We start from the raw sequence: 11712 nt of genomic DNA, 5'->3' as shown, positions 1-11712 counted from the left end.
AGTTTTGTCTCAACGTTATGATTTTGCCCCACTGGAAAAGGTTACTCCAACGCATCTTGAAGTGGAGGTTGCTGGACAAAGAATTAGGTTGTCAGCTGATATAGTTTGTGGTCGGAAACAATTAGTGAAATTACATAATGGTGACTTTGATAAATGGCTTGAAGATTATAAAAGAGTACGTGGAAACAGTGACTTACATTTTATTTGGCCAAAACATAAATTACCAACAATTAATACCTAGCGTTACGTTGCCTATTTAGATAGGATTGATTGTTTACTGTATGACTTAAAATTATATTTTGACCAACCAAAATTAAAAACGCCAATGTCTCCAGCTTATCAACAAGAATTTACAAAACTTTGGTTACAACAGTTTAAGGATTTCAAAGATTTTGTTCAAAAAATGAAGTTTGATGAATTTGTAGACGAGAACTATGAAGTTTATGATTTAGAATTAAATGATGGTACAGTCATTCGTGATATAAAATCAATTCAGGATATTCGACTTTCGATTAATCGATACCTGCGAAATATGATTGACAAGCATGGGATTAGCCGTCTTAATTTGTGACTGAAAATATAGAAATAAACAACAATCAATTTAGATGAATAACAAATTAACTTAAGAAGTCAGGCAAGTCCTGGCTTTTTTATATTTCTTTTGCAAATATACACTATTTTAATATAATTGTATTAAAAACAAATACTCGAATCAATCAGAGATGCCGATAGCAATGTTCCATTACCTAAAAAAGTGTCGTTCAGAATTTTTTATCTATAGCTTGGTTTCAGTTGTTTATGCTCTGATTTTAGCAGCGACAGGTTTCGTCTATGCTCGGGTTTCTGAGTCGGCTTTGTCTGGAAATCAGCAGGTATTTTTGATAAGTTCTCTTATAGCAGTTGGATTCTTCATTTGTGATATTTATTTTGATTATTTGCCACGCTATCTCAAGTTTAAATTGTCATTCTTATCCGTTTTTGATGAGAAGGTTGAGTTATGATGTTTAAAGTCCTTAAAGCAATTAAGCATTATAAGCTTCTGAGTATGTATGCTACATCTTGATATGAAAATCATAAAAGGACGAGCTTTGTACAACTCGTCCTTGTTTGTTATTTTTCTAGAGTAAATTCTTCATTTCCGTTAATAATAGTGGTATTTCCCTTGCGAGAATAGGAAATAATATCTTTTACAGAAATATCATATGTAGTTAGCTGGTTGATGGCTGCGTCATTAATTTTTGTAATGGTCACGGTATGGAAGAGCTGATCGACTTCTCCCTCGAAAAAGGTAGCTGAGATAGTACCAGTTTCTTGATTGTATGTGGCACCTAGTTCTTTAGCATACTCGTCTTGGTACTTATGAAATTCTTTTTCCGCCTCGGCTTGTGTAGGTAGAAATGATTTCAATTGCTTTTCATAGTCTGCTCCGAGAGCGGTTGTTAAGTATTCTTCTACGGAAATTCCTAGAGAACTTGCTTCTTTTTGTGCTTCCTCTAACATTACCTTGTAAGCTTGATCCAAGGTTAATTTTGCGATTTTAGGAATATCAAAGCTTGTTGTAGCGGTGAAGACAGCTTTCTTATCTACGACTGTCATCGTATAAGTTGCATCAATCCACGTTTTATCGATACCTGGAAGTTGATTTTGCAATTCCTTGATACTGGTTTCGACAATATCTTGTTCAGCTTGGGAATTGCGCCACGTACCGCTAATGTTGCCACTATTATATTTGAATAATGCAAGACAGGCAAAAAATACGATAATAGTCGTAAAGATAGTGATGATTATTCCAAGAATGCGATTACGTTTCTTTTTCTGTTCCGCAACGAGTTCTTCGAAAGCTTGAGTAGCTGTGTTTTCCATAATATTCTCCTTCTGTTCCCCCTTTTTCAATATACTATAGTTTGTTTGCTCTGTCAATGGCTATATTAGTGTACAGAGGTGAGGAGGAAGTGTCGAGCCTCCTCGCCTTACAGAAGTAGATGAAGAAGGAGAGCGGAAGTCTTGTGACGTATGATTGACAAGGACAAAGTAGCCTATTTTCATTATTTTGTGTTATACTATAGAAAAATACCAAAGGAGCCATATTATGGGACTATTTTCAGGTTTACTAGGTAATGCCTCGCAAATGGATAATGATAAGATTGAACAGGAATTGGAGCATGTTCTACTGGATAATGAACAGGTTGAGATGGCATTTAGTCTGGTTCGTGATTTGATTGTTTTTACAGAATATCGATTGATTTTGGTCGATAAGCAAGGAATGACTGGGAAAAAGGTATCTTATAAATCGATTCCTTACCGCTCGATTTCACGCTTTACGGTAGAAACCTCTGGTCATTTTGACTTAGATGCTGAGCTGAAAATATGGATTTCTTCGGCTGTTGAACCTGCTGAAATTCTTCAGTTTAAGAGCGATAAGAGTGTCATTGCTATTCAAAAAGCTCTGGCTTCAGCTGTCTTAGGAAAATAGGAAAAAAGTACAGAAAGTGGCTATCCGCTTTCTGCTTTTTTTGATATACTAAGGTGGACTGTTTGTGAGGAGAGAAGATGATGCAGATAAAATGGAGAGACTGCTTATTGATATGTTTTGGGGCAATCCTATATGCCCTTGTTTTGAATATGCTCATCATTCCACATGAATTTGGCGAAGGTGGGATTACTGGTGTTACCCTACTTTTGTTTTATACGACAGGGATTGAAACAAGTCTGTCCAGTTTTGTTTTGAATGGGATTTTGATTGTATTAGCCTATCGCTTTTTGAGTAAGTTAACGGTTTTCTATACTTTCTTAGCGGTTGCTACTATGTCCTTAACCATGCATTATACGACTTTTCTGCAAATAAAATGGTTGCCCCTGATTCCCTCTGCTCTCTTGGCGGGATTGGTGACAGGTTTATCAATGGCTCTAGTCATTTATGGAAACGGGTCCACGGCAGGAAGTGATATTATTGCATTGTTGTGTAATAAATATTTCAAATGGAAGATTTCCACCGTTATTCTCATTTTTGATGTATTTGTGGTAACTCCTTTGGCTTTTAAAATTGGGCTTGTAAAAACATTTTGGACATTGGTAATGGTTGTCATTATCAGTAAAAGTTTGGACTGGTTCTTGCAAGCATTGAAAAAGAATAATCATAAATAAAAATACAAGAGAAACCCAGTTGTGCATGTATAACTAGTTTTCTCTTTTCTTATAGTCGAATGAATTAATACTCAATGAAAATTAAAAACAGACTAGGCGACGCAGATGCAGATAGAACTGAAGTTCATCAAATCAAGTCAACAACGTCTGATTTTGATTTTCGAAGAGTATAACTTTCAGACAAGGAGCTGGTACTCGAGTAGGGCAAACCGAAAGTGTCAATGTATCAAAGCTAATTCAAATGACTATAAAAATGATGGACTCCTCATGAAAACGTATTATTAAGTTTTTAAAGGTAAATACTAACTATTATTGTTAGATTGTGTTATACTTGGTAAGTTGCAAATCCAATATCAGTGGTTCGACCCGGATATCTTGTTACAAAAAAGTTAGATAAGGTAGCTTCGCACTGCCTTTTAGAAAAGAGAATACATTGAAATTTACAGATTTACAATTATCAGAAGATATTTTGCTTGCCGTTGAGAAGGCAGGTTTTGAAACGCCGTCACCTATCCAGGAGCAGACCATTCCGCTTGCTCTGGAAGGAAAAGATGTGATTGGTCAAGCCCAAACGGGTACAGGGAAAACTGCAGCCTTTGGTCTGCCAACCCTCAATAAAATTGACATCAATAATCAAGCTGTACAAGCCCTGATTATTGCCCCAACGCGTGAGTTGGCGGTTCAGAGTCAGGAAGAGCTTTTCAAATTTGGTCGTGAAAAGGGTGTGAAAGTCCGCTCTGTTTACGGTGGATCAAGCATTGAAAAACAAATCAAGGCCCTTCGCTCAGGTGCCCACATCGTTGTTGGTACGCCAGGGCGTTTGTTGGATCTAATCAAACGCAAGGCCCTCAAGCTTGACGGTGTTGAAACCCTCATTCTTGATGAGGCTGATGAAATGCTCAACATGGGCTTCTTGGACGATATTGAAGCAATCATCGAACGTGTACCAGAAAGCCGTCAAACCCTTCTGTTTTCTGCAACTATGCCAGAGCCAATCAAGCGTATCGGTGTCAAGTTCATGAAAGAGCCTGAGCATGTTAAGATTGCGGCTAAGGAATTGACCAATGTGAACGTTGACCAATACTATGTCCGTGTCAAAGAACATGAAAAATTTGATACCATGACACGCCTCATGGATGTTGACCAGCCTGAATTGTCTATCGTCTTCGGTCGTACTAAGCGCCGTGTCGATGAATTGACTCGTGGTTTGAAATTGCGTGGCTTCCGTGCAGAAGGTATCCACGGAGATTTGGACCAGAATAAACGTCTCCGTGTTATTCGTGACTTTAAAAACGATCAGATTGATGTCCTTGTTGCGACAGACGTTGCGGCGCGTGGATTGGATATTTCAGGTGTAACGCATGTCTATAACTACGATATTCCACAGGATCCAGAAAGCTATGTGCACCGTATCGGTCGTACAGGTCGTGCGGGTCAATCAGGTCAGTCTATTACCTTTGTTTCGCCAAACGAAATGGGCTACTTGGCTATCATCGAAGATTTGACCAAGAAACGTATGAAAGGTCTCAAGCCAGCAACTGCTCAGGAGGCCTTTGAGGCTAAGAAAAAAGTTGCCCTGAAAAAGATTGAGCGCGAAATGGCTGATGAAACCATCCGTAGCAATTTCGATAAGTTCAAGAAAGATGCAGTCAAGTTGGCAGCTGAATTTACCCCTGAAGAGTTAGCGCTTTATGTATTGACCTTGACTGTTCAGGATCCAGAAAGCCTGCCAGAGGTAGAAATTGCGCGTGAAAAACCTTTGCCATTCAAGTTTGCACCTGGTCAAGCTAAGGGCAAGGGTGGCCGTGGTGGTCGCGACCGTGATCGTGGTGGCCGTCGTGACGGTGACCGCAACCGAGACCGCGGAGGACGCCGTGGTGATCGTAACGACCGCAACCGTCGTGATGACAAGTTCAAACGTGACAACCGCCGTCAGGACAACAAAAAACCACACCAACGCACATCAAGTGAAAAGAAAACAGGCTTTGTTATCCGCAATAAAGGCGAGAGATAAGCTCAAAACCGCTTCATAATTGGAGCGGTTTTTGTTATACTAGAAGTAGCAAAACAGGAGGTAAGACCATGGGCATTTTGGCAATGGATAAAGCCTTTGTATTCTAAAAAACAATACAAAGGAGAAGATCATGATTACTTACAAACAACATCCTCAACTTGATTTTCAAGCTGTCCTTAACCTCTATGATTCAGTTGGTTGGACAAATTATACTGACCGGCCTGCCATGTTACAGAAGGCTTTGGAACATAGCCTGTTTGTTCTTGCGGCCTTTGACGGTGATCGTCTCGTGGGTCTCTTGCGAGCAGTTGGTGACGGCCATTCAATCGTTTTTATTCAGGACATCTTGGTCCTGCCAACCTATCAGCGACAAGGAATTGGGCGTCAGCTTTTGGAGCAGGCCATTACCCACTTTTCAGGGATTTATCAGCTGCATCTCTTGACGGACAATACTGAGAAAACGCGGTCTTTCTATGAGGCAATTGGCTTTACAGCCGTTGATAGCCTGGACTGTGTCGCCTACACCTATTTAAAAAAATGATAACAGTTTTGAATGCAGAGGCTGGGAGACCAGCCTTTTGCTTCGAGCAAATGATTTGAATTTCAAATAAAAAAGAGTAGAATATATTTATCAATAATTAGTAACAAAGGAGATGAACAATGGCAACCGTATTAATTGTAAAGGCCCACCCCCTCGACGCACAAAAGTCCTACGCCTTGCGGGCTTTGGAAGAGTTTCAAACTCGGTACGCCAGTTTGCACCCAGAAGATCGGATTGAACTAGTAGATGTTTTTGAAGACCAGATTCCCGCCTTAGACAAGTCCTTGTTAGAGGCTATGGGAGCAGCAAAAAAAGGTATAGAAATCAGTCCTGAACAAGCGGAGCAGTTGGACCGCTACAATGCCTTGACCCAACAATTTCTTGCAGCAGATAAGATTGTCGTGGTCAATCCCCTTTGGAACCTCAATGTGCCAAGTCAATTAGTGTCATGGATTAATACCATTAACGTTGCAGGACTGACCTTCAAGTATGGATCTGAAGGCTCTATCGGTCTGGTCAAGGGCAAAAAATTGTTGCATATCCAGTCCAATGGTGGAGTTTACGCAGGTCAAGATCCAGCAGCCCAATACATCAAGTCTATCTTTGAGTTTCTGGGCTTTGAAGACATCCATCAGGTCTTCATTGAAGGGCAATCAGCTGATCCAAGTCAGGCTCAGGCTATCTATGCTGAGGCAATGTCCAAAATTGATAGGATTTTGGAAACATTTTAAGCCAAAACCTCGCTCTATCTGGAGCGAGGTTTTTGAGTCATCTCTGCGATATAGTTTAACTTACTTTTCCGATTCCGTTTCTTAAAGAGTGCCTCGGCAGACATGGCTTCCTGCTTACTAGCAAAGGCTTCTTGATAGAGCAGGCTGACAGGCAAGCGTCCGCGGGTGTACTTGGCCCCTTTCCCACGATTATGGGTAGCAAGCCGCTTCTCCACATCAGTCGTATAACCAGTATATAGACTCCCGTCGGCACATTCCAAGACATAAAAGTAGGCCTTATTTTCCATAATAAATCTCATGAATAGCCGGAGTATAGTCGCCGTTTTCTTCATGGACAACCAGAGGTGGCAGGATGTGCAGACCGTCCACCGAGCCGTCCTTGATAGCCTCAATTAGTAGCATATTGGCCTCCTTGCTGGCCTTGGGATAGACAAACTGGATACGTTTGGGAGCAAGTTTGTAGGTTCTTAGTGTGTCCAAAATATCTAAAAATCGGTCGGGTCTGTGGACCATGGCCAAGCGACCATTGGATTTGAGCACCTGTTGGGCCACCTGGCAAATGCTGTCTAGGTTGGTTGCAATCTCGTGTCGGGCCAGAAGATAATGCTCGCTTTCATTGAGGTTTGAACCCTCGTCTACCTTGAAGTAGGGAGGATTGCAGAGCATCAAATCCACCTTGGACCTCAAATTATACTGGGGCAGGTTTGCCAAGTCGTCATTGATAACCGAAACCTGTTCCTCCAGACCATTGAGGGCGATGGAGCGGCGGTTCATGTCAGCAAGTCGTTCCTGCAACTCGACCTGAATAATCTGAGCCTTAGTACGTGTGGAGGCAAAGAGGCCCACCGCCCCATTTCCACTACAAAGGTCAACAATTAGCCCCTTCTGAGCAGGCATTTTTGGAAAACGTGAGAGGAGGACGCTGTCGATGGAGTAGCTAAACACCTCCCGATTTTGAATAATCTGAACATCTGTCGAGAAGAGCTGGTCAATCCGCTCCCCGTCTAATAACTCAATTTTTTGCATGGTTTTATTATACCATCTTTAGCAGAAAATCTCAGTCCATTTTGGAAGAAAAAAGGAGCGCATATCACGCTCCTTTCAATCTAACTAAAAAATTCAATCCAAGCCCCGACCAACAAGAAGGCGATACAGAGATAGATTTGCCAATTTGCTTTCAAGATCCATTCTTTAGACCAAAAGGCACTACGGGCAGTACCGACAGTCGCAAATAGCAAGAGTGCAAGCCAGAGGCTAGGTCCCTTATTTAGCCACTCCCCTACACTTCCTAGAAGCAACAATATCATCAAATAAAAATTCAAACTCCGATAAAATTCTTTATTAAATTCCTTAAACATAGAAAATCCTCACAATACAAAGAAGGAAATGATTATCCAACTAGCAATCAATCCAATCGTCAGATAAATCTGCCATGTTTTTTTTATCCAGCTACGTGACTTAAAGAAAGCTAGATAACCAGCATAAAGTCCGACTCCAAGCTTGAGAAAATGGATAAACCAAAACGGTCCATTTACAGCAGCATAAATCACTTGTAGGATACAAAGAATGGAGAAATAAAATTCCCAAGTTCGATAAAATGCTGTATTGAATTGTTTAAACATTCTTGTCTCCTTTCAGCTTTTTACCAAAAATAAAACGTAGGAAAATAATCAATACAATCAATCCGATATAGAAGATATAACCTATGCGAGTGAGCTCCTTTTCTTCGTTGAGGAAAAAAGCCCTGAAAATATGAATAGGAATGATTATTAGAATTAGGCTTGTATACCAGAGTGGCCACTGATCAAAGCTATCATTGGCAGTTGGTAGCAGAAAGCAAATCCAAAATACCATAGAATAAAAATTACTGAAACGGTAGAAGTATTTGTTGAATCTGATTTTCATAATGACCACCTCTTTGTCATTATATCAAATTAATAATGGATAATCCAGCAAGTATATGTAAGGGGGGAGATATTGTTATAAATAAAAACTATAACAAAGCTTGCTGTTTTTCTATAAGTATTTTTGGATATTTTTCACACCAAATCTCCTATTTCATGCTAGACTAGATTGTAAGTTAGAATGGAGTAGATGTTATGATAGATTATAAGATTGATACGATTTTGGCACATACTGGCATCAATAACGATGAAAAAACTGGGGCATTGATTTCCCCTATTCACCTTTCGACGACCTATCAACACCCTGAGTTTGGTCAATCGACAGGTTATGACTACACGAGAACAAAAAATCCGACACGTGCCAGTCTAGAGACGACTTTGGCAGCTATTGAAAAAGCCGACTATGCCCTAGCAACGAGCTCGGGAATGGCTGCTCTGGCCTTACTTTTTAATGGTTTTCCTGTAGGGAGTCAAGTGGTAGCGGCGCGTGATTTGTACGGTGGTTCCTTCCGCTGGTTCAATGAGCAAGAGAGTATCGGTAGATTTCAATTTACCTATGCAAACACCGAGGAGGAGCTGATTGCAGCCATCACCGAAGAGACAGACTATGTTTATCTGGAGACGCCGACCAACCCACTCATGGTGGAGTTTGACATCGCTAAGGTTTCGGCTATCGCCCATGCCAAAGGTGCTAAGGTAATTGTCGATAACACTTTTTATAGCCCTATTTATCAAAATCCACTTGTTCTAGGAGCGGACGTTGTCCTACATTCAGCAACCAAGTACCTATCTGGGCATAATGATGTACTAGCTGGCGCTTTGATGACCAATGATCAAGCCCTATATGATAAGCTCTTTTATGACCAAAATACATCGGGGCCAACCCTATCTCCACTGGATTCTTACTTACTCATGCGTGGACTCAAAACCCTCTCGCTTCGAATGGAGCGGGCGACACAAAATGCTCAGAAAATTGTTGCCTATTTGGAGAAGAGTCCAGCAGTCAAGCAAGTTTACTACACAGGAAAAGGTGGGATGATTTCTGTTAAGGTGGTAGATGAAAGTCGGATTCCCCATATTCTCAACACCCTGAAAGTCTTTACCTTTGCTGAAAGTCTGGGTGGAGTAGAGAGTCTGATTACCTATCCAGCCACTCAGACCCACGCAGATATTCCAGCTGAAACCCGTCATTCTTACGGTTTGACAGATGATTTACTTCGTTTATCTATTGGTATAGAGGATGCGGAAGACTTGATTGCAGATTTAAAAACAGCCTTGGAGGGATAAGATATGACACAGTATAATTTTATAGATAGTCCGAATCGCCTATCCCAGCATGCAGAAAAATGGAGAAAGGTAGAGACGGATAAAGAACTCTTACCCTTGTGGATTGCAGATATGGACTTTGAGCCACTTCCAGAAATTCGCCAAGCTATCCGTGACTACGCAGATCATCATGTTTTTGGTTATCCTTATGCTAGTGATAGCCTCTATCAGTCTATTATTGACTGGGAAGATAGACAGCATGGCTATAAGATTGAAAGAGAATCCATCCTACTCATCGAAGGAGTTGTTCCTGCTTTATCTGTAGCTATTCAATCTTTGACCGAAGAAGGGGATGCAGTCCTAATTAACACGCCAGTCTACCCACCCTTTGCACGGACTGTCAAATTAAACAATCGTCAGCTAGTCACCAATTCACTAGTTGATGTGGATGGTATTTTTAGGCTTGATCTTGACCAGCTTGAAAAGGACATTGTAGAGAATCAAGTTAAACTCTATATTTTCTGTAATCCCCACAACCCAGGTGGTAGGGTTTGGACAAGAGAGGAAGTTTTGGCGATTGGACGTCTTTGTCAGAAACATGGTGTTATCCTTGTCTCAGATGAAATCCATCAAGATTTGACCTTATATGGTCACAAGCATTATTCCTTTAACACAGTGGATGAAAGTTTTAAAGAGTTTTCAATCATCTTATCATCTGCGACCAAGACCTTCAATATTGCTGGTACAAAAAATAGCTTTGCAATCATTGAAAATCCAAGCATTCGCAAGACTTTCGCTAAGCGTCAATTGATAAATAATCAGCACGAGATTCCAACGATTGGCTTGTTAACCACGGAAGCTGCTTTCACTTATGGAGATGAGTGGTTGAAGGAGTTGAAGGTTATTTTGGAGAGAAATATAGACTTTGTTGAGGAGTATTTGACAACCCATACAAGGATCAAGGTCATGAAGCCCCAGGGAACCTACCTCATCTGGCTTGATTTTTCTGCTTATGAGTTAGAGCATGCGGAGCTCTTTGATATTCTTCATTGTAAAGCGAAGTTGATTTTGAATGATGGTTTGACCTTTGGTAAGGAAGGTAAGCACCATGCACGTCTGAATGTGGCAGCTCCATTTGATGTCATTGAAGAAGCTTGTCAGCGACTTGGTAAGGTTTTTGGATAAAGAAATAAGGACTAGGTGTAAGTATAATCACCTAATCCTTATTTTTTTGTGTTTTTCGAAATTCTGTCGGGCTCATATGGAAATAATTTTTAAAGGCCGCGCTGAAGGTAAGAGGGTCTTGGTAGCCGACAGAATAGGCGATTTCAGTGATACTCCGAGAAGCATCTTCTAATAGTTGACAAGAACGATTCATTTTTACTTGTAAAATATAATCTTTGATAGAATAGCCAGTTTCCTGCTTAAAAATTTTATAGAGATAGCTTCGGCTTAGAGCTAGAAAATCTGCTATTTCAGAAACTTTAATTGGATGAGCATAGTGGTTATGGATCATCTTGATGGCTTGCTGAACATAATGCTTGGTTTGTGTTTCAGGCTTAATTAATGTTTCACTTGGAAATTCCTCGATGAGTGCTGCTAAGAGTTGATTGAGATAGCCAATTAAGACCAATTCTGTGATAGAGGGGATGGGATGCATCTGAACATGGTTAATCTGATGCATGTAGCCTAGAATTGGTGACTCTAGATTGGAGTGGAGGTAGTAGTTTTCTAGCAGTTGACTTTGATTCAGTAGGTCTTTTGCTCGTGATCCACTAAAGCCAACCCATATATAGGTCCAAGGATCTATATCATCAGCTTGATAGAAAATGGAAACATCCTTTGGAAGAATAAATAAATCGCCTGCAGCAAGATAGCTTGTTTTTCCATCAACAAGAATTTTTCCTCTTCCTTTTGTAATAAAATGCAGGACAAAATTATCACGGATAGTAGGACCGAAGGAATAGCCCTTGTCACATTGTTCGGCACCGTAATGGTCTACATTTAGGTCAAAGTTGTGACTATCAAGCTCGTTATAGATGTTCAGAATATTCATCTTACTCCTCCTTAGGAAACATTATAACATGTTTTAAATACAAAAGGCTATTAAAT

At 40.4% G+C, this 11712-nt stretch carries 16 protein-coding genes; 10 read left to right on the top strand and 6 right to left on the bottom strand.

Annotation, left to right across the window (positions count from 1 at the left end):
* Nucleotides 1-4: 4 nt before the first annotated feature.
* The 3 genes from ODU46_RS03415 to ODU46_RS03405 all read left to right on the top strand — a co-directional run bounded on the left by ODU46_RS03415 (nucleotide 5) and on the right by ODU46_RS03405 (nucleotide 1001).
* Nucleotides 5-241, top strand: a complete 237-nt coding sequence (locus tag ODU46_RS03415; RefSeq protein WP_398579225.1) for a hypothetical protein — start codon at nucleotides 5-7, stop codon at nucleotides 239-241.
* 162 nt (nucleotides 242-403) lie between these two features.
* Nucleotides 404-571 (top strand): hypothetical protein, encoded by a 168-nt coding sequence (locus ODU46_RS03410; protein WP_398579224.1) that lies wholly within the window; start codon nucleotides 404-406, stop codon nucleotides 569-571.
* A gap of 151 nt (nucleotides 572-722) precedes the next feature.
* A complete protein-coding gene (locus ODU46_RS03405; protein ID WP_398579223.1) occupies nucleotides 723-1001 on the top strand; it encodes a hypothetical protein in 279 nt (92 codons plus the stop codon).
* A gap of 109 nt (nucleotides 1002-1110) precedes the next feature.
* On the opposite strand, the gene ODU46_RS03400 is transcribed toward ODU46_RS03405, so the two are convergent.
* Entirely contained in the window at nucleotides 1111-1863 is a 753-nt protein-coding gene (locus ODU46_RS03400; protein WP_318802727.1) for a hypothetical protein, read from the bottom strand.
* A gap of 226 nt (nucleotides 1864-2089) precedes the next feature.
* Here ODU46_RS03400 and ODU46_RS03395 point away from each other — a divergent pair, with 226 nt between their 5' ends.
* The 5 genes from ODU46_RS03395 (at nucleotide 2090) to ODU46_RS03375 (ending at nucleotide 6430) form a co-directional block, all read left to right on the top strand.
* Nucleotides 2090-2473, top strand: a complete 384-nt coding sequence (locus tag ODU46_RS03395) for a PH domain-containing protein (RefSeq protein ID WP_002936200.1) — start codon at nucleotides 2090-2092, stop codon at nucleotides 2471-2473.
* A 77-nt stretch (nucleotides 2474-2550) separates the two neighbouring features.
* A complete protein-coding gene (locus tag ODU46_RS03390; RefSeq protein ID WP_024386456.1) occupies nucleotides 2551-3144 on the top strand; it encodes a YitT family protein in 594 nt (197 codons plus the stop codon).
* 433 nt (nucleotides 3145-3577) lie between these two features.
* Nucleotides 3578-5158, top strand: a complete 1581-nt coding sequence (locus ODU46_RS03385; RefSeq protein ID WP_024407111.1) for a DEAD/DEAH box helicase — start codon at nucleotides 3578-3580, stop codon at nucleotides 5156-5158.
* Nucleotides 5159-5288: 130 nt separating this feature from the next.
* A complete protein-coding gene (locus tag ODU46_RS03380; RefSeq protein WP_398579222.1) occupies nucleotides 5289-5699 on the top strand; it encodes a GNAT family N-acetyltransferase in 411 nt (136 codons plus the stop codon).
* Nucleotides 5700-5818: 119 nt separating this feature from the next.
* Nucleotides 5819-6430: an FMN-dependent NADH-azoreductase gene (locus ODU46_RS03375; protein ID WP_398579221.1), complete on the top strand. Its 612-nt coding sequence runs from the start codon at nucleotides 5819-5821 to the stop codon at nucleotides 6428-6430.
* 14 nt (nucleotides 6431-6444) lie between these two features.
* Here the strand turns inward: ODU46_RS03375 and ODU46_RS03370 are convergent, their stop codons facing one another.
* From ODU46_RS03370 to ODU46_RS03355, 4 genes are all read right to left on the bottom strand, one after another.
* The gene (locus ODU46_RS03370; RefSeq protein WP_274807082.1) at nucleotides 6445-6717 is read right to left on the bottom strand and encodes a GIY-YIG nuclease family protein; all 273 of its coding nucleotides are present in this window, start codon (nucleotides 6715-6717) and stop codon (nucleotides 6445-6447) included.
* Complete coding sequence (locus ODU46_RS03365; RefSeq protein WP_105212362.1) at nucleotides 6707-7456, bottom strand: tRNA1(Val) (adenine(37)-N6)-methyltransferase; 750 nt, start codon at nucleotides 7454-7456, stop codon at nucleotides 6707-6709. The genes ODU46_RS03370 and ODU46_RS03365 overlap by 11 nt, the downstream gene beginning before the upstream one ends.
* 80 nt (nucleotides 7457-7536) lie before the next feature.
* Nucleotides 7537-7788, bottom strand: coding sequence for a hypothetical protein (locus ODU46_RS03360; RefSeq protein WP_024407104.1), 252 nt, complete (start codon nucleotides 7786-7788; stop codon nucleotides 7537-7539).
* 9 nt (nucleotides 7789-7797) lie between these two features.
* On the bottom strand, nucleotides 7798-8052 hold the full coding sequence (locus tag ODU46_RS03355) for a hypothetical protein (protein ID WP_202846142.1): 255 nt from the start codon (nucleotides 8050-8052) through the stop codon (nucleotides 7798-7800).
* A gap of 477 nt (nucleotides 8053-8529) precedes the next feature.
* On the opposite strand from ODU46_RS03355, the gene ODU46_RS03350 reads away from it, so the two are divergent.
* Nucleotides 8530-9621, top strand: a complete 1092-nt coding sequence (locus ODU46_RS03350) for a cystathionine gamma-synthase (protein WP_074391807.1) — start codon at nucleotides 8530-8532, stop codon at nucleotides 9619-9621.
* Between the two features lie 3 nt (nucleotides 9622-9624).
* Nucleotides 9625-10785 (top strand): MalY/PatB family protein, encoded by a 1161-nt coding sequence (locus ODU46_RS03345; RefSeq protein WP_024384884.1) that lies wholly within the window; start codon nucleotides 9625-9627, stop codon nucleotides 10783-10785.
* Nucleotides 10786-10816: 31 nt separating this feature from the next.
* Here ODU46_RS03345 and ODU46_RS03340 read toward each other — a convergent pair whose 3' ends face one another.
* Nucleotides 10817-11656 (bottom strand): AraC family transcriptional regulator, encoded by an 840-nt coding sequence (locus ODU46_RS03340; RefSeq protein ID WP_002937318.1) that lies wholly within the window; start codon nucleotides 11654-11656, stop codon nucleotides 10817-10819.
* Nucleotides 11657-11712 lie beyond the last annotated feature (56 nt).

Origin of the sequence: Streptococcus sp. 2020WUSS089, from assembly GCF_044427405.1 — a bacterium.
GTDB lineage: Bacteria > Bacillota > Bacilli > Lactobacillales > Streptococcaceae > Streptococcus > Streptococcus hashimotonensis.
This window is presented reverse-complemented; position numbering and strand designations above follow the sequence as displayed.